The following is an 18,160-nucleotide window of genomic DNA, read 5'->3' as shown; positions in this document are numbered from 1 at the left end:
TATCCTTTAACATCTACTTCCAAGTCGCGATTGTTGCAGTAATTGGTTTGTCTGCGAAAAATGCGATTTTGATCGTAGAATTTGCAAAAGAGTTGCAAGAAAAAGGTGAAGACCTGTTTGAAGCAACGTTACATGCTGCAAAAATGCGTTTACGTCCAATTATCATGACAACACTTGCATTTGGTTTCGGTGTATTACCATTAGCTCTTGCAAGCGGTGCTGGTGCTGGTAGCCAACACTCAGTTGGTTATGGTGTACTTGGTGGTGTAATTTCTTCAACACTTTTAGGTATCTTCTTCATCCCTGTGTTCTTCGTGTGGATTCGTAGTATCTTTAAGTACAAACCTAAAACTTTAAATACTCAGGAGCATTAATCGTGATGCAAACTGTATGGTCTATTTCTAGTCGTGGCATCGCAATTTCTGCACTCGCGCTTTCTTTGGCTGCCTGCCAAAGCATGCGCGGGCCAGAGCCTGTTGTGAACACAGATATTCCTGAAGGCTATGCGTCGTATAGTAATGCTTCTGGAACATCAATCGCAGAACAAGGTTACAAAGATTTCTTTGCTGACCCTCGCCTGCTACAAGTGATTGATATGGCGCTTGCCAACAACCGTGATTTGCGTACTGCTGCGTTGAATATTCAAAAAGCGCAACAACAATACCAAATCTCGGAAAACAATCAGTTGCCAACCATTGGGGCAAGTGGTAGTGCGGTTCGTCAAGTCACCCCTAGCCGTGACCCTAATAACCCTTACTCAACTTACCAAGTGGGCTTAGGCTTAACTTCTTATGAGTTAGATTTTTGGGGTCGTGTTCGCAGCTTAAAAGATGCTGCATTGGACAACTACTTAGCTACTCAAAGTTCGCGTGATGCAACGCAAATCAGTCTAATTGGTCAAGTTACTCAAGCTTGGTTAAATTATTCATTTGCCAGTGCACAACTTAAACTGGCAGATCAGACATTAAAAGCTCAATTAGACTCGTTTAACTTAAACAAAAAACGTTTCGATGTGGGTATTGATAGTGAAATCCCTGTTCGTCAGGCACAGATTTCAGTTGAAACTGCACGTAATGATGTTGCAAATTACAAAACACAAATCGCTCAAGCTCAAAACTTGTTGAATTTATTGGTTGGTCAATCAGTTCCAAACAACTTATTGCCGAGCCAACAAGTTGCTCGTATCACACAAAAAGGTGTGTTAACGGCGGGCTTACCAAGTGATTTGTTAAACAACCGTCCTGATGTCAAAGTTGCTGAATATCAGTTAAGTGCGGCTGGTGCGAATATCGGTGCTGCTAAAGCTCAGTTATTCCCAACTATTAGCCTTACTGGTTCAGCAGGCTATGCATCAACAGACCTGAGTGATTTGTTTAAATCAGCAAATGGTTTATGGTCTATTGGACCAAGCATCAATATGCCAATCTTTGATTGGGGCACTCGCCGCGCGAATGTAAAAATCTCTGAGACAGATCAGAAGATTGCATTAGCGAATTATGAGAAGTCAGTTCAATCAGCGTTCCGCGAAGTGAACGATGCTTTAGCTACACGCGCAAACATCGGTGATCGTTTGACCGCCCAACGCCGTTTAGTTGATGCAACCAATACAACCTATAAATTATCAAATGCGCGTTTCCGTGCAGGTATTGATAGTTATTTAACCGTATTGGATGCTCAACGTTCTGCTTACTCAGCTGAACAAGGTCTATTGTTATTACAACAAGCAGACTTGAACAACCAAGTTGAACTATACAAAACACTTGGTGGCGGTGTGAAAGCGACAAGCAGTGAAACTGTAGCGCACCAACCATCTAGTTCAGAAAAGCATTACGCAAAATAACTATCAACTTTTGCGCACAAAAAAGCTCACTTCGGTGAGCTTTTTTTATTGCAACAATTGCGAATATTTCTTATCTTCAATACGACGTTTTAATGATTAGAAAATACAATGTTATTAAGTAGTTTAGAGTCCGTTCCTGGACATGAAATTTTGCGTCAATTTGATGTGGTATACGGCAGTACCGTTCGTAGTAAACACGTTGGTCGTGATCTCATGGCAGGTCTTAAAAATATTGTCGGTGGCGAACTCACTGGCTATACCGAACTATTGGAAGAATCTCGCCAAGAAGCAACCCAACGGATGATTGATAAAGCACGTGCTTTAGGTGCAAATGCGATCGTAGGGATTCGTTTCTCTACCTCAAATATTGCGCAGGGCGCATCTGAACTTTTTGTTTATGGCACAGCAGTTGTCGTTCAGCCTGTTACACCTAAACTCCCCGATCCATTTGGTGCGTAGGCAAACATATGGATGGATTAATTTTTCAGATTGCCCTGTTTCTAATTCTTTTTTCAGTGGGTTGGGGGTTTGGTCGTCATATCGAACAAAAACACCTCCGTGAATTGGATGAAAAAGAAAAGCAGTTTGCACATATTCGAGTTGATACCAATCGCTTTGTGCAAACCGTAGCGCATGGGCAAATGGTCAGTAGCAACGTCGTTATTTCTCACGATTACTTTAAATATATACTTGCCAATATTCAAAACTTTTTCGGCGGTCGCCTGACCAGTTATGAAAGTGTGGTTGAACGCGCACGTCGTGAAGCAATGCTTCGCCTCAAGCAGGAAGCAGATCGAATAGGTGCAAATCATATTATGGGTGTTCGGATGAGTACCACAGAGTTAGGCATGCAAGGCGGTATGGTCGAAGTATTTGCTTATGGAACGGCGATCGTCAATCATCATTAAAAATTTGTCCTGTCATATCGAAAATAACAGGACAAAAACGCTAGTCGGCAAAAATTGCTTGCCAATAGTGATAGGTTTTTTCCTCACCATTATCAAGTTTAAAGTCATAAGACATTTTCCGCGTCTCAGTAATTTCAAACTCAACAGGCTTTTTAAATAAAGCACCTGCATAAGCCAAAGTGTGGTATTCACCATTTTCACCACAGACATCGACGTCACTAGGCATTCTTGCAACAAGTTCAGCATCAATATCTTGTCCGATAAAAGACGCATCTAATTTACTGGCATCCGTTACGATGATTTTGGTTTTAATTCCCGAATCCCAAAAGCTTTGCATCACTTCTGCCGAATTTAAATTCCAGATTGGTTCAACAACTTTAATACCGAGAGGATGTAGACGATCTTCTCGATATTTGCGTACATCAGACAGATAAATATCACCAAAGATAAAGTGCTCAACGCCTAGGGCTTTAAAATGATTAGCCGCGTCTAACATGCGTTGTTCATAAGCAGGAAGATTTTTTGGAAGAAATACAGGATAAAGTGGGATACCAATACTTTCGGCTTGCTTCTCAAGCAATGCATGCGGGATCGCATGCATTGATGATAATTCTGTTTCTTCATTCACCGTTGTTAGTAAAGCAACAACTTCAAACTCATTTTGCTCTAATACAGTATGTAGTGCTAAAGCAGAATCTTTACCACCGCTCCAATTAAAAACGGCTTTCTTACGGATGTTCACTATCATTTAACTCGTGTTTTACGAATCATTTTATACAACAAGCTTGGCGATAAGCGAGAGACTAAAACACCGAGTTGTTCCTTTTTCCCACCAACAACAATATATTCCTCGCCTGCCATCAACGATTCGACCACACGTTCAGCAAATACACCTGCATCTAAACCATTTTCAATTGCTTCATCTTGATGACCTTGCGGCTTCCCCTCACCATTTAAGGCATTAAAAGAAACATTGGTTTTCACAAAACCAGGGAAAACCACAGAAACCTCAACACCGTCTTTGGCAACCTCAGCACGTAAACTGTTCGCCCACATATGAATCGCTGCCTTTGCAGCAGAATAACTTGCGCGATACTGAGTGCCTAACAACCCTGCTACACTTGAAACAAAGACCACTCGACCAGATTTTTGTTTAAGAAAAGTTGGCAAAACTGTTTTAGTAAAGAAAACTTGTGAGAAATAATCAACTTCCATGATGGCACGTTCAGTTTGCATGGTCGTGTCTTGAATCAAAGCACGCTGACTCAAACCAGCATTATTAATTAACCAATCCACACGGCCTTTACATGCTAAAACTTGCTCATGTGCATGGCGGACTTGAGCTTCATCGGTAATGTCAGCAGCAATTGAAAGATGCTGCTCAGGCTTGAGTAAGCCCACTCGAACAGCCTCTAACTCATCATAACGGCGAGATGTCAGTACAACTTGTGCACCTTGCAAGGCACATTCACGCGCCAAGGCTTTACCCAAACCCGAAGATGCCCCAGTGATCCATACCACTTTGTTTTCAAGACTTTTTAGCTTTGCCATAACCTGTTCCCTCTATGCTTGATGACGCATAAACTTAAGGAAATAATCAATATAAGTTGATGCAACTTGATGATCGAGTTGAGTGCCTAATTTCTCTAAACGCTTATATCCTAAATGTGTCGTCATCGTAATCACGCCATTTAACGTTTTATCAACCACAAAATTGAACTTTAAACATTTTTTAGGTTCACGAATTAAGTGTGTCACACCCACATCAATCACTTCTGTTAACAGTCGTAATGCATTTGAGATTTCTTGTTGATCACCAGCAGCTAGCTTTTGACTTGATGTTTCTACCTTTTGAGCCAATTTCTGATCAATCGGATAAGTCATGTAAATAGTTTCATCCTCAATTTGCAGTGTCTTAGACAAGTATTCAACAAGCGGTACTAAACGATCATTGCTAAAAAATGAGACTGACCACGGCATATATTTACGCACCGCTTCTAAGATTTGTTGAATCACTTTTTCAGATTCACCCGTTTGTGAATAGTGCTGATTTTCTTGTAATAGCACGATAAAAACTTGTTCGATGACCTCACAAGCCATTTCGGACAATACACTCCCCAAAGCATTGGCCTGACTATCTTTACTTCCTTGCATTAACTGCGTTCGAATATGCGCAAATCTTGCGTATGTATCCGCATGAATATTCAAAAAAACGGCGGTGTTCATTTTCTTAACCCTAATTTTTAGATCCATAAAAAAGAGGCTTTTTTATCAGCCCCTTTTTATCCATCAATCTGTTTTTGTATCATTTTTGGCTTTCTGCACCCCGAATTTAACATATTCTATTCAGTATCAACATGCATAAATGCCAAAAAATGATTCACACAATCAGTCGCTGCATTTGAATCCACCTGATTGCCCATTTTCTCTAAACGCTTATAGCTCAAATGCGCGGTCATATTAATCACACCATTTAAAGTCTTATCGACCACCGTATTGAAATTCAAACATTTTTTAGGCTCACGGATAAGACTTGTCACCCCAAGATCAACAATTTCAATCAACGTTTGGAACACATCCACCATATCTTGAATCTCATTGTTTTTTAACTTATTGACCAATGCATGAGCCTGTTGAACTAAGTTTCGATCAATTGGATATGACACATACACTTGTTCATCGTGATATTTGATCATATCTGAAAAATAATTCACAAAAGAACATAAACGTTCATTGCCAAATAATGCAATCGACCACGGCATATATTTTCGAACCGCGCCAATAATCTGCTGAATCACTTTTTCGGATTCAGCGGCACTCTTTTGTGTGAGATAGGTTGGTTGGCGATTTTGAATCAGCAGCACTGAAAATACTTGCTCAACGATATCACAGGCAATTTCTGATAGTACTTCACCCAAAATGCGTGACTGGCTTTCTTGAGTCCCTGAATTCAACTGTTGGCGGATCGTCTCAAACTGTCCATGTGTCACTTCATTAATTTTCAAAAGAATTGAATAACTCATAAGAAGCATCCTTTTTTTAATTTTCGCATTTTTATTTTGTTGTTTTATGCATCTACATTTATTAAATATGTGATCCAATAGACATAAATTTAGCTTTTTTCACATAAAAAACCAACGCATTTCGTCGGGTTTTTTAGATGAAAAAATTGATAGAATTTTTGCTACAATAGATCCAATTTTTTATTCATTTTTAATCTTCTGTATTATGACCGACGCTCAATCTGCTCAAAATATTGCAACAACCTACGATCCAACTGAGATCGAAAAAAAGTGGTATCAAATCTGGGAAGACAAAGGCTACTTTAAGCCATCAGGTCAAGGTGATTCATTTTGTATTATGATTCCACCACCAAACGTCACGGGTAGTTTGCACATGGGGCATGGTTTTAACAATGCCATCATGGATGCTCTCACCCGCTATAACCGCATGTCAGGTAAAAATACCTTATGGCAACCGGGTACAGACCACGCGGGTATTGCAACCCAGATGGTGGTTGAACGTCAGTTGGGCGCGCAAAACATTAGCCGTCATGACATGGGGCGTGAAAAGTTCATTGAAAAAATCTGGGAATGGAAAGAACAATCTGGCGGTACGATTACGCGTCAAATCCGTCGCTTAGGTTCTTCTGTGGATTGGTCTCGTGAACGCTTTACTATGGATGAAGGTTTATCCAATGCAGTAAAAGAAGTTTTCGTTAAGCTACACGAAGATGGTTTGATTTACCGTGGTAAACGCCTCGTAAACTGGGACCCAAAACTGCAAACTGCGCTTTCTGACCTTGAAGTTGAGTCAGATAAAGAAGAAGCAGGTTCATTGTGGCACTTCAAATATTTCTTTGAAGACAAATCACTCCGCACACACGATGGTAAAGATCACATCGTGGTGGCAACCACACGTCCTGAAACATTACTGGGCGATACAGCCGTTGCAGTGGCGCTCGATGATGAACGTTATACGCACCTTGTCGGTCAGAACATTATTCTGCCAATTACAGGCCGTGCTGTTCCAATTGTTAAAGACGAATATGTCGATAAAGAGTTTGGTACGGGCTGTGTAAAAATCACCCCTGCGCACGACTTCAATGACTATGAAGTGGGTAAGCGTTGTGAATTGCCAATCATCAATATCTTCAATAAAAATGCAGAAGTATTGGCTGAGTTTGAATACATCGCCAAAGCTGGCGAACAAATTTCTAAAACCATCGCTGCGCCAGCAGACTATATTGGTTTAGAGCGTTTTGCTGCACGTAAAAAACTGGTTGAACAAGCTGAAGTGGAAGGCTGGTTAGACCAAATTCAACCGTATACCTTGAAACCACCTCGCGGTGACCGTTCAGGTGTGATCGTTGAGCCATTATTGACAGATCAATGGTATGTGAAAATTGCACCACTTGCTGAGCCAGCTATTAAAGCGGTAAAAGATGGTGACATCAAATTCGTACCTGAGCAGTACAGCAACATGTACATGGCATGGATGAACAACATTCAAGACTGGTGTATTTCACGTCAGCTTTGGTGGGGTCACCGTATTCCAGCTTGGTACGATGCCGAAGGCAATGTCTTCGTGGGTCGTGACGAAGCAGAAGTACGTGCCAACAACAACATCCCTGCTGATGTTGCATTGAACCAAGATGAAGACGTACTGGATACATGGTTCTCATCTGCGCTTTGGACGTTCTCAACTTTAGGTTGGACTGGCGACAAAGCCAAAGATGCGGAAAACTATTTCCTCAATACCTTCCACCCGACTGATGTGTTGGTGACAGGTTTTGACATTATCTTCTTCTGGGTCGCGCGCATGATCATGATGACCATGCACTTCATGAAGAATGAAGATGGCACGCCACAAGTTCCGTTCAAAACTGTGTATGTACACGGTTTAGTCCGTGATGGCGAAGGTCAGAAGATGTCTAAGTCGAAAGGTAACGTACTTGACCCACTCGACTTGATTGATGGTGTAGATCTTGAAACCTTGGTACAAAAACGTACCACTGGTTTGATGAACCCGAAACAAGCAGCGAAAATTGAAAAATCCACGCGTAAAGAATTCCCAGAAGGTATTCAGGCTTACGGTACAGATGCTGTGCGTTTCACCTTCTGTGCGCTTGCTAACACAGGTCGTGACATCAAGTTCGATATGAAGCGTGTTGAAGGTTACCGTAACTTCTGTAACAAGATTTGGAACGCCACCCGTTTTGTATTGATGAATGTTGAAGGTCAAACGGTTGGTCAAACCGCGCGTCCTGATCTTTGGGAATTGCCTGAGCAATGGATCATGAGCCGTTTACAAAAAGCGGAAGCTGCGGTTCAACAAGCCTTTGCAACTTATCGTTTAGACTTGGCTGCACAAGCGATTTATGACTTTATTTGGAATGAATACTGCGATTGGTATGTTGAATTGACCAAGCCAGTATTAAACGATGCAGACGTGTCTGAAGAGCGTAAAGCGGAAGTTCGTCGTGTGTTGTTAGCGGTGATGGAAGCATCTTTACGTTTGGCTCACCCAATTATGCCGTACTTGACTGAAGAAATTTGGCAAACCCTTGCGCCAATGCTCGGTATTCAAGGCGAAACCATTATGACTGCGGCATACCCTGTGCCTGCTCAAGAGAAAATTAATGAACAAGCTGAAGCGGACATGCAGTGGTTACAAGGTTTGATTGGTGCGGTGCGTAATATCCGTGGTGAAATGGGCTTAGGTAATGCACGTTTGTTGCCAGTTCTGCTTCAAAACACCACTGAAGCTGAAAAAGCACAGATCACGCGTATTGAAGCGTTGTTTAAAGCTTTAGCGAAAGTTGAAAGCATTACTTTCCTTGCTGATGCTGAGCAACCACCATTATCATCGTCTTCTGTTGTGGGTCATGTGTCTGTATTTGTTCCAATGAAAGGTTTAATTGACCCGAAAGCGGAACTCGGTCGCCTACAAAAAGACTTGGACAAAGTGCAAAAGCAGCATGACCAAATTGCAACTAAATTGGGCAATGAAGGTTTTGTGGCAAAAGCACCTGCGGCTGTGGTTGAAGGTGAAAAAGCGAAATTGGCTGAGTTTGCTGACCAATTAGCGAAGATTAAAGCGAATATGGATCAGATTGCAGCGCTTTAATTCTTTAAAGACTACAATTTAATCTGTAATATAAAGGGCTGATTATTCAGCCCTTTATTTTTATGAAATATCATCGTGAAGAAGAACTTAAAAGTAGATTAAATAATTTTTTTATCACACAATTTTCTCTTCCAGAAGATGATTATTATAGTCGTCTTGATAGTGATAAAATAATTTCTTTGAAAATGGCTCTCTCTGATATCAACAACCTATTAACCATGAAAATAACAATTTCATTTGTTAATTGGATTTCAAAAAAGTTTCATCTTTCTCAAGAGTCAAAACAAAAAATAACCGATGAAATTTTATCCACAAAACCTAGTACCAATGGTTATGATCTTGTTTCAAATGAAATTATAAAATTGATAGCTGAAGTTAAGTGTAATATTCCAATTAATGGTGGGACAAAATATGGGTCTGCTCAACGAAATGGTATAACTAAAGACTTAAACAACCTACTTTATGGTAAGACTAAGTCAAAATTCAACACTACAGAATATTTTAAATTTATGGTTTTTCTTGAAAATCAATCAGTAAGAGTAGCCAACCAACATTATATTAATCTATCAAAAGAACTAAAGGATAATCTCATAATAGTTGATGAAACTACATCATTTGATAGAAAAGACTGTATTTATCTAATATATATTAATTTTTAATTAAAAACTGATCGTAAAAAACTCATATAAAAGAAAAACAGCATTACCAGATTGCAACTAAACTTGCAAGTGAAGGGTATGTGGCGAAAGCACCTGCGAGTGTGGTTGAAGGTAAAAAAGCGAAATTAGCTGAGTTTGCTGACCAGTTAGCGAAGATTAAAGCGAATATGGATAGATTACAGCGCTTTAATTTATTGGTAATTTAATCTAAATTATTGTATAAAGGGCTGATTATTCAGCCCTTTATACTTGGCAATAATGATGGAAAGAGACCACAAACTACAGCCATAACATAGCTTCCCAAAGCACCAAGTAATATCGTAACAATTATCTTTATAATTACGGCAGAGATATTTTTCTTCCTATTATTAATGAGATTACTATCCCCTTTATTAATATTAATAAATGATAAAAAAGGATAGAAGTCTAAAAAATTCTCAACTATATCTCCAACACCCTTAGCAATTTTAACAATGATAAATGAGATACCTAAGCATTGTACTGCTAACACAAAAATATCTCGAATATTAGCATTAAGCTCGATTAAGTTATTTATATTATTTGACAAGTAATTAACAATAAATAGAACACTAAAAGTGGCAAATATACTAGGTAGAGTTGAAGAATTATTTTGCAAAAATCTAATAAATGTATTAATACCATTACTATTATGAGGACAACCATTTACCCAGTCATCAACACCATCCAAAATAACTTTTGCTTTTAAATAATCCTCATATTTAATATGAATTTCAACTACTGGCATAACTCTTATTAATAATGCCTTCATAGCAGATGGAAGTTGATCTGATTTTAGCTCTTCATATGCGGATAATTTATTGAGTAATTCAATTGTTACTTCATAATTTTGAATTTCTTTATTTCCCGAATATTCAATTGCATATTTATAAACTAATACTACTTTATGAGTAGGACTACTTGTACCCGTCGCATATTCATTAAATTGTTTAAATGAATCGAATACTATGCGCGTTTTGTCCATATGAATAACCACAACTGAACAATTTACACCCAACAAATGTTCTCTTTGCAAAAGCTGCAAAATCATGGAGTTCAGATGCTGTATTTCTTCGTAATTAATTTCTAAATTTTTGTTATATGATTTACCTAAAGAAGTTTTCGGAGCTGTAAATTGCAGAAAAATATCCTGTACCGCCTCAGCTGTAACTCTGTGCCCTCTTTTAGTTACAATACCTGTAGATTGACTTTCACCCTCTGTACGAATTAGTTCCATTTTCCCCTCTTCTTCTACGACTCTAATTTTTCAGCACAATACTACAAAAGATATTGTTTTAGAAGGTATTATCTGCTAATAAACTATTTATTCCTTTCTATACATATTTGACGTGACACGATTAATGACCGTTTTTTATATGCAAGATTTTTTCTATCAGATCTTTAGTTCATAAATCGTTTAGCACGTAAAAGTTACCACATGAAGTGTTCTGCATATGTGGCATTGCTCCTCATAGTTTTGGCGAATTCTAATAATTGTGGGTCTAATTTCATTTTTTATTTTCCATTTTGACTACCCTCACCCCAACCCTCTCCCAAAGGGAGAGGGAGCATCCTTTGTGAATTTAATAGTTATTCGATACGCAATGATGTTCCCTCTCCTTTCAGGAGAGGGCTAGGGAGAGGTTACAGTGCCCCATGCCCCAACAACATCTCTACCCCACTCACCTTTTTCATATGCTTTAAACGCTCTTTTTCCCACTTCAACTGCTGCTTTAACTCAGCGCAGTCCGCATCTATGGCTTTATACACATCACTCATATGCACATGCTCCGCTTTCACTTTCTTCGACAACTGAAAAGAATCCAAAATCTCATCAATTTGGCATTCAAGCTGCTGACTTTGTGCATCCAAAGCCAGTTTATAAAACATCACTTGCTCCGCAGATAACGCTTTCGAGCCAACACCTTTATTTTGTTCAAGCTGTAACTGCATTTTCAGTAAATAAAACAAATCCTGCTGCTCATACGCCTGACTGGCTTGTTGAAACAACTCTGTTTTTTCTGCTTTTTTAGACTCGTCTTGTTCACGGTCAGGATGAATCATTGCCGCAACTTTTAAATAGACTTTTTTCAGCGACAGCGCTGCCATCTGCTCCGCTTGTTCTCGCTTTTGTTGCTGTCTTTGCTGTTTGGCTTGTTCACGCACCTGTTGCTGCTCGGCAGTATACTGCTCAAAGTCATCTTCAAACAATTCATCTTGCTCATTACTTTGAGGCTGATCGACTTTTAGTGGATTTACTTTTTTAGGTTTCTTCACAGACTGCTGCGCATGTTGCTGATAAAAGCTATAGATCTGCTCGACTTGTTGCTGCTGTTCGTTGGAGAGCATTTTGGAATGTTTCAACATGCGCGCACGCTGGTCAATGCTTTCATCCAGCTGCTGCATATCGGCTTTAGAAAATTCGTGACTGTGCAAAATATCCCAAAGCTGTTGCAACTGCTGAAATAGAATAGCATGCAGTTCGTTATAGACAGGTAGGAGTTTTTGTCGTGTGTGTTGTTGAATTTCAGCTTGCGCATTTTGCCATTTGGCGAGGCTGATTTTTTGCTGTTCAATTTTATCAATCAGGCGATTAAGTTTTTTCTGCTGTGGTGACTGTTCTGCCCTTTGCTGTACGCTAACTTTAAGATCAAATGACATCACACATCTACCTGAAAAGAAAAAGTGTAGCAATAATCAAAGGCTAAAAGTAGCGCTCTGTCCTTTTAACAGTTGAGCAAATCGACCTGAAAAAGCAAAGGAGCAACTAAGCAAGACAATACGTAGCATCTGTAATTAAAGAAATCACTCGATTACGTGCCTGCTGTTTCGCCCGATATAAACATTGGCCTGCACGGCGAATGGCATTCTTATCAAGGTTCAGACAAGGATAACGACCGTTTTCTTTTTTAGCTCTACAATATCCATAAAGCTGTGCTATTTTTAAGCAAAATGCACCACTTTTCACCAAAACTCACAATTAAATTCTAAATTGGTGCGTTTTTTGCATAATAATTTCCATTAAATTGAGTTGTATTCGTATAACTTGAGTTTTTAGATTTACTAAATCTATTTTGGTGCAAAAAACGAATCAAACATTTACACCAAGACCAGATTTAGCACTTTTTTTGAGCACCACTATGCAAAACGTAGATTTATTTTTCTTACTGCTCGGTGCAGTACTGGTATTGGCAATGCATGCTGGCTTTGCATTCTTGGAACTTGGCACAGTACGCCATAAAAACCAAGTCAATGCTCTCAGCAAAATCCTCACAGACTTTGCGATTTCAGCAATCGCATACTTCTTTGTGGGTTATTGGATTGCATACGGACAAAATTTTTTCCATATGGGGGCTGTCCTCGCAGAAGATCATGGCTATAACTTGATGCGCTGCTTCTTCTTGTTGACATTTGCTGCTGCGATCCCTGCCATCGTTTCGGGAGGCATTGCTGAACGCGCGAAAATGCGTCCACAAGCTATCGCAACCTTGCTGTTAGTTGCACTGATTTATCCATTCTATGAAGGCATGATCTGGAACGGTAACTACGGTGTACAAACATGGTTAGAAAGCACATTCGGCGCAAGTTTCCATGACTTTGCTGGCTCTGTCGTTGTACATGCAATGGGTGGATGGATTGCTTTAGCAGCCGTGATTTTACTCGGTGCTCGTCATGGTCGTTATAAGAAAGATGGTCGCGTCAGCGCGCATCCACCCTCATCAATTCCATTTCTCGCTTTAGGTTCATGGATTCTGATTGTAGGTTGGTTTGGCTTTAATGTAATGAGTGCGCAACGTGTAGAAGCGATTTCGGGATTGGTGGCAATCAACTCTTTAATGGCAATGGTCGGCGGTACTTTAGCAGCGAACTTTATGGGCAAAAATGACCCTGGTTTCTTACACAATGGTCCATTGGCTGGCTTAGTTGCAATCTGCGCAGGCTCAGATATTGTGCATCCAATTGGTGCATTATTGATTGGTGGCGTTGCGGGTGCACTATTTGTTTACCTATTCACTTATACACAAAATAAATTAAAAGTGGATGATGTACTTGGTGTATGGCCATTACATGGCGTATGTGGTGCATTTGGTGGTATCGCTGCGGGTATTTTTGGTCAAGAAATGCTTGGAGGTTTAGGTGGGGTTTCACTTATGTCTCAAATCATAGGTACAGGTTTAGGAATTGCGATTGCACTTGTCGGTGGCTTTGTGGTGTATGGCATCTTGAAAGCAACTTTAGGTATCCGTCTTTCTCAAGAGGATGAATATCGTGGTGCTGACCTTTCCATTCATAAAATTTCAGCCAACTCCGAAGAGTCTATGTTCTAATTTTTCAGTAATTTAAAGCGGCTAAAAAGCCGCTTTTTTTATGCTTATTTAAGAGATGCTTAAGATTAGAACAGTTTAATAAAAAATATATTGTCTTCATTTGAATTGTGCCGCCTATGCACCTGAAAACACCTTTTTTTATACAGATGAGTTTTCTTCTGCTAATTAGTTTTTTCATTTTACTCTGGGTTTTTCCTGTGGGTGGATCAATTGACTTATATCTCATCCAACCGTGGGTCGGTACGTTTGGAGACTTTGCGCTCAAAGGTGATTGGTATTTGGCAAAGCTAAATCATAGCTATGTAAAACAGATCATTACCGTTGTGTATGTGACCTTTTTTATTTTATGGGCACTGTCTTTTAAAGTCGAAAAATTCAAAGCGAAACGTTGGCAATATGGCTATATGTTTTGGGTCAGCATGCTATGTACTTGTATCGTTGGTTTTATGAAAGCGCATTCGGCTCACGCCTGCCCTTGGGCAATGACACATGAAACTGCGACAGGATTTGTATGGGATTTTTCGGCTACCTCAGGTCATTGTTTTCCGGGTGGGCATGCAAGTACTGGCTTTGCACTCATTACAGGCTATTTCGTTTATCGATTCGATCAAAAAGGTCGTGCATGGTTTTACTTATTTGCGAGTGTCATTTTAGGCTTTGCAATGGGATGGGCACAAATGATGCGTGGTGCGCATTTCTTAAGTCATAATCTTTGGACGGGATGGATCTGCCTTGCAATTAACTTTGTTGTTTATGCAATCACCTACAAACGCCATCTTGCAAATAGTACGACCATTTCCATACCTCAATCTAAGCTTGATGTGGTAAAGTGACCTCCTAATGGAACGGTTATAATCACTTAGGTATAGTTTGTTGCGAATGGATGACTTTCAAGAATTTCTAGAAACCGCTTTAGTTACTCAGCAAGAATCAATTAAAGCTTACACCTTAGACTCTGGCAAAGTGTGGTTAAAGAAAGCATCTGAACGTCATGGTTTGTGGTTATATACCCCTCTAAAATGGTTGGCCAAAATTTTTAACTTGGGTGCAATCATGCCTGTTCCGAATCAAGGTGGTTCGGCAGCGATTCAATGTGAATACAATCGTATCCAACAACTCAAAGCATTGGGACTATCAACCCCAAATGTTCTTGCGCTTTCCAAAAAAGGCATACTCTTAGAAGATCTTGGTTCGCAACGTCAAAGTAAGGTAAAGCAATTAGACCAATCCTTGGCACGTTGCAAAGATGATATTGCAGCCAAATTAAACTTGTTTACTCAAGCGATTCAAGCGATCCAGCATGTACATTTGCAAGGTGGATATTTAAGTGAAGCTTTTGCTCGCAACATTCTGGTAGACAAAGATACTCATTTTAGTTTTATTGATTTTGAAACAGATCCAGCATCTGTGCTAAGCCTACATGATTGCTATGTTCGTGATTGGTTGTTGTATATTTTCTCTACTGCTTATCACTTCGAGTTTGAACAGCTTTCTGAAGCCAGTCAAATTCTATATCAAGCATTACTCGCAGAGCCGCAAGTCTATAAAGACGTTTGCAAAGTGGGTAAGCGCTTAAATTGGGTTTTACGTTTAAATGTCAGTCGTGTTGGCAATGATGGCAAACGCATCCAAAAATGCGTGCTGTTTTTACGCTATTTAAGAGAACATGGCGAAGTTAAATGATGATCACATATTAACTTGCTAGCAGCTTATCCGTGACGCTCAAGCTTTTTAGGCAAGCGAACCGTCACTAACAATCCGCCCAAATCAATACTACGTCCCAATTGCAACGTTCCACCGAGTCGCTGAGTCGCTTTATCAACAATAGAAAGCCCTAAACCACTGCCCACTTCAAGATGATGATGAACACGGTAAAAGCGCTTTAAAACTTTGTCATAGTTTTCTGGGGCAATTCCTGAACCACTGTCTTCGATTTGAATACAAGCATAATCCTCATTCTCGTTATAAACTGAAATGTTAATGATGCCCTGACTTGGCGTGTATTTGATTGCATTATCAATCAGATTGAAAATGATTGAATGTACCGTCGACTCAAGACTTTGCATCTCAATCACATCATTTCGTTCAAAGCCAAGATCAATTTCTTTCTGCATAGCGAGATTGACCAGTTGCTCAACACAGTTCAACGCAACATCATTCAAACGAAATAGCGTATTCGGCTCGATCAACATCAAACCGACATCTTGTTTTGCCAAAGCCAAGAGTTGAGTGACCAAATGCTGAATACGTGCCAGTCCTTTACTTAGATTTTTTAAGGACTCATGTTCTGGAAACTGACTCATCAAAATCTTAGTCTGTAGATTCAATGCAGTTACTGGCGTTCGAAGCTCATGCGCAGCATCTGCAATAAACTGCTTTTGTTCCGCCTGAGCATGTTGAATTCGCTCGAATAGATGGTTCATTTCCTCAATGGTTGGGATAAGTTCTTGAGGATATTCTTTACTATCAATCGGTGCTAAGCCATCCGAATCACGTTGCTGTAATTCAGCTTTAAAATCATCTAGCGGTTTGAGACTCAGGCTAATAATAAAAGCCAAGATAATGATCGCAAATGGTAGTAGCAACACATAAGGAATAAACATACTCCCAGCAAGTTCCCATGCGAAGCTTTTACGGACTTGCTCCTGTTGACTGACTTGGATTTGATAATCTTTTAGTGGAATAACATAAACGCGCCATTTGCCTTGAGGTGTTTCTTGAGTATAGAAACCTGCCTGTTGTACAGGTGGAATCAGCAAATGGGTTTGATGCCATAAATGGCTTTGATCCTTATACGCCCAGATATCGACAAGTAGGTCTTCTTCATGATAGGTGCGATGCAACTCAACCTTACTTGCAACGGGCGTTAGAGGCTGAGTTGTTGAACGTTCTGCCATATATTGCATTTGCGTATCAAGAATTTCATCTACTTCATGCAAGGCAATTTTATAAGCAGTAAAAATCAATAAGCATCCAAGCAATAAACTAAAGATTGATGTGCCCCAAATGAGCCGTTTTTTTAGCGAATATTGCTTGGGTGTTTTCATAAGTCTTAGGGTTGTCCCAGTCGATAGCCTAATCCACGAATCGTACGAATGAAGTCTTTACCTAATTTTGCACGCAAATGGTGGACATACACTTCAATTGTATTACTCGTGACTTCACTATCAAAATCATACAACTTATCTTCAAGATTTGCTTTGGAAAAAATCTTATTGGGATGCGTTACCATTGGAATAAGAAGCGCCCACTCACGATTTGACAACTCGATTTGCTGACCTTTAAAAGTTGCTAAATGCTGTTCGACATCCAAGACTAAATCGCCACTTTTTAACAGTTGTGAATTATTTTTTAACTGCGTCATCGCTGTATTGCCACGGCGTAACAATGCATTGATACGGGCAAGTAATTCATCAAACTCATAAGGTTTAATCAAATAGTCATCTGCTCCCTGATTTAAACCCTCAACACGATTTTGCAGTTGGTCTCGCGCCGAAATAATCAACACAGGCAATGCGCTACGTTGACGAATTTGACGCAAAATCTGCATACCATCCATCAATGGCAAACCAAGATCGAGTAACACCAAATCAAAATCTTGCTTTGATAAAAGCGTTAACCCATCTACACCGTTATTGACCCATTCCACGTCAAATTGATGATATCGCAATAACGTCAATGTCGACTCTGCAATCATAAAATCATCTTCGATCATCAAGATTTTGGTCATGATTTCATCTCACTTATGGATTTGAGCATGTAGCTAACATGTCATTTTTAGGGTCAATTACTTTGGTTTTTACGTCTAACAAACTCAACATCGTCGGGAATAAGTTATCTTGACTTAATTCCTTTTGACGTTGTTGCGACAAACAACTCATTTGTTTCTGTGCCTGTTGTTTCCACGCATCAGAGAACCACATTAACATCGGCACATGTGTTTGCTGAGATGGTGCAATTGCATAAGGCGCGCCATGTAAATACATGCCACTTTCACCTGTCGACTCACCATGATCAGACAAATACCACAAACCTGTTTCGTATTGGGTTGCTGTCTTTAGGGTTTCAATTAAAGAATCTAAAACATAATCCGTGTAGAGCAAAGTATTGTCGTAACTATTTAATAATTCATCACGAGAACAACCTTGAATCGCATTGGTATCACAGGTTGGTTTAAAGACTTTGTATTGCGGTGGGACGCGTTTGTAATACGCAGGCCCATGACTTCCCATCTGATGTAATACAACTAAATGCGGACGTGTATCATCCTTCGGAATC

General features: G+C 39.7%; 18 protein-coding genes and 2 pseudogenes. 10 read left to right on the top strand and 10 right to left on the bottom strand.

Features of this window, described 5'->3' with window-relative positions:
- From B4237_RS02315 to B4237_RS02300, 4 genes are all read left to right on the top strand, one after another.
- The coding region (locus B4237_RS02315; RefSeq protein WP_286941160.1) for an efflux RND transporter permease subunit at window positions 1-374 on the top strand (374 nt) is incomplete at its 5' end.
- Between the two features lie 5 nt (window positions 375-379).
- On the top strand, window positions 380-1,840 hold the full coding sequence (gene adeK, locus B4237_RS02310) for a multidrug efflux RND transporter AdeIJK outer membrane channel subunit AdeK (RefSeq protein ID WP_278595356.1): 1,461 nt from the start codon (window positions 380-382) through the stop codon (window positions 1,838-1,840).
- Window positions 1,841-1,948: 108 nt separating this feature from the next.
- Window positions 1,949-2,299: a YbjQ family protein gene (locus tag B4237_RS02305; RefSeq protein ID WP_004877005.1), complete on the top strand. Its 351-nt coding sequence runs from the start codon at window positions 1,949-1,951 to the stop codon at window positions 2,297-2,299.
- 8 nt (window positions 2,300-2,307) lie between these two features.
- On the top strand, window positions 2,308-2,748 hold the full coding sequence (locus B4237_RS02300) for a YbjQ family protein (RefSeq protein WP_023014188.1): 441 nt from the start codon (window positions 2,308-2,310) through the stop codon (window positions 2,746-2,748).
- Window positions 2,749-2,788: 40 nt separating this feature from the next.
- Here the strand turns inward: B4237_RS02300 and B4237_RS02295 are convergent, their stop codons facing one another.
- The 4 genes from B4237_RS02295 to B4237_RS02280 all read right to left on the bottom strand — a co-directional run bounded on the left by B4237_RS02295 (window position 2,789) and on the right by B4237_RS02280 (window position 5,771).
- Window positions 2,789-3,496, bottom strand: a complete 708-nt coding sequence (locus B4237_RS02295) for a diphthine--ammonia ligase (RefSeq protein WP_278595333.1) — start codon at window positions 3,494-3,496, stop codon at window positions 2,789-2,791.
- Window positions 3,493-4,299, bottom strand: coding sequence for an SDR family NAD(P)-dependent oxidoreductase (locus B4237_RS02290; RefSeq protein ID WP_019383875.1), 807 nt, complete (start codon window positions 4,297-4,299; stop codon window positions 3,493-3,495). The genes B4237_RS02295 and B4237_RS02290 overlap by 4 nt, the downstream gene beginning before the upstream one ends.
- A 12-nt stretch (window positions 4,300-4,311) precedes the next feature.
- Entirely contained in the window at window positions 4,312-4,974 is a 663-nt protein-coding gene (locus B4237_RS02285; RefSeq protein ID WP_023014185.1) for a hypothetical protein, read from the bottom strand.
- 116 nt (window positions 4,975-5,090) lie between these two features.
- On the bottom strand, window positions 5,091-5,771 hold the full coding sequence (locus tag B4237_RS02280; protein ID WP_278595332.1) for a hypothetical protein: 681 nt from the start codon (window positions 5,769-5,771) through the stop codon (window positions 5,091-5,093).
- Window positions 5,772-5,976: 205 nt separating this feature from the next.
- Here B4237_RS02280 and B4237_RS02275 point away from each other — a divergent pair, with 205 nt between their 5' ends.
- The 3 genes and pseudogenes from B4237_RS02275 to B4237_RS02265 form a co-directional block, all read left to right on the top strand.
- Entirely contained in the window at window positions 5,977-8,877 is a 2,901-nt protein-coding gene (locus B4237_RS02275) for a valine--tRNA ligase (protein ID WP_278595331.1), read from the top strand.
- 62 nt (window positions 8,878-8,939) lie between these two features.
- Window positions 8,940-9,536 (top strand): hypothetical protein, encoded by a 597-nt coding sequence (locus B4237_RS02270; protein ID WP_160232575.1) that lies wholly within the window; start codon window positions 8,940-8,942, stop codon window positions 9,534-9,536.
- A gap of 32 nt (window positions 9,537-9,568) precedes the next feature.
- A pseudogene (locus B4237_RS02265) lies at window positions 9,569-9,742 on the top strand (hypothetical protein); the annotation flags it as partial.
- 29 nt (window positions 9,743-9,771) lie between these two features.
- On the opposite strand, the gene B4237_RS02260 reads toward B4237_RS02265, so the two are convergent.
- The 3 genes and pseudogenes from B4237_RS02260 to B4237_RS02250 form a co-directional block, all read right to left on the bottom strand.
- Window positions 9,772-10,791: a hypothetical protein gene (locus B4237_RS02260; RefSeq protein WP_278595330.1), complete on the bottom strand. Its 1,020-nt coding sequence runs from the start codon at window positions 10,789-10,791 to the stop codon at window positions 9,772-9,774.
- A 197-nt stretch (window positions 10,792-10,988) separates the two neighbouring features.
- A pseudogene (locus tag B4237_RS02255) lies at window positions 10,989-11,066 on the bottom strand (endonuclease domain-containing protein); the annotation flags it as partial.
- Between the two features lie 132 nt (window positions 11,067-11,198).
- Window positions 11,199-12,215 carry a J domain-containing protein gene (locus B4237_RS02250; protein ID WP_278595329.1) on the bottom strand — a complete coding sequence of 339 codons (1,017 nt, stop codon included), beginning with the start codon at window positions 12,213-12,215 and terminating at the stop codon, window positions 11,199-11,201.
- A gap of 479 nt (window positions 12,216-12,694) precedes the next feature.
- On the opposite strand from B4237_RS02250, the gene B4237_RS02245 reads away from it, so the two are divergent.
- The 3 genes from B4237_RS02245 (at window position 12,695) to B4237_RS02235 (ending at window position 15,565) form a co-directional block, all read left to right on the top strand.
- Window positions 12,695-13,882: an ammonium transporter gene (locus tag B4237_RS02245; RefSeq protein ID WP_004877022.1), complete on the top strand. Its 1,188-nt coding sequence runs from the start codon at window positions 12,695-12,697 to the stop codon at window positions 13,880-13,882.
- Window positions 13,883-13,998: 116 nt separating this feature from the next.
- Window positions 13,999-14,715: a phosphatase PAP2 family protein gene (locus B4237_RS02240; protein WP_278395530.1), complete on the top strand. Its 717-nt coding sequence runs from the start codon at window positions 13,999-14,001 to the stop codon at window positions 14,713-14,715.
- Window positions 14,716-14,761: 46 nt separating this feature from the next.
- Window positions 14,762-15,565: a serine/threonine protein kinase gene (locus tag B4237_RS02235; RefSeq protein WP_286941152.1), complete on the top strand. Its 804-nt coding sequence runs from the start codon at window positions 14,762-14,764 to the stop codon at window positions 15,563-15,565.
- A 26-nt stretch (window positions 15,566-15,591) separates the two neighbouring features.
- Here the strand turns inward: B4237_RS02235 and B4237_RS02230 are convergent, their stop codons facing one another.
- The 3 genes from B4237_RS02230 to B4237_RS02220 all read right to left on the bottom strand — a co-directional run.
- Window positions 15,592-16,929 (bottom strand): sensor histidine kinase, encoded by a 1,338-nt coding sequence (locus tag B4237_RS02230; protein WP_017196893.1) that lies wholly within the window; start codon window positions 16,927-16,929, stop codon window positions 15,592-15,594.
- 5 nt (window positions 16,930-16,934) lie between these two features.
- Window positions 16,935-17,612 carry a DNA-binding response regulator PmrA gene (locus B4237_RS02225; RefSeq protein ID WP_023014174.1) on the bottom strand — a complete coding sequence of 226 codons (678 nt, stop codon included), beginning with the start codon at window positions 17,610-17,612 and terminating at the stop codon, window positions 16,935-16,937.
- A gap of 13 nt (window positions 17,613-17,625) precedes the next feature.
- A partial coding sequence (locus B4237_RS02220) for a phosphoethanolamine transferase (protein WP_286941148.1) occupies window positions 17,626-18,160 on the bottom strand: 535 nt, incomplete at its 5' end.

The organism is Acinetobacter sp. UBA6526, from assembly GCF_002434875.1.
GTDB classification, from domain to species: domain Bacteria; phylum Pseudomonadota; class Gammaproteobacteria; order Pseudomonadales; family Moraxellaceae; genus Acinetobacter; species Acinetobacter venetianus.
This window is presented reverse-complemented; position numbering and strand designations above follow the sequence as displayed.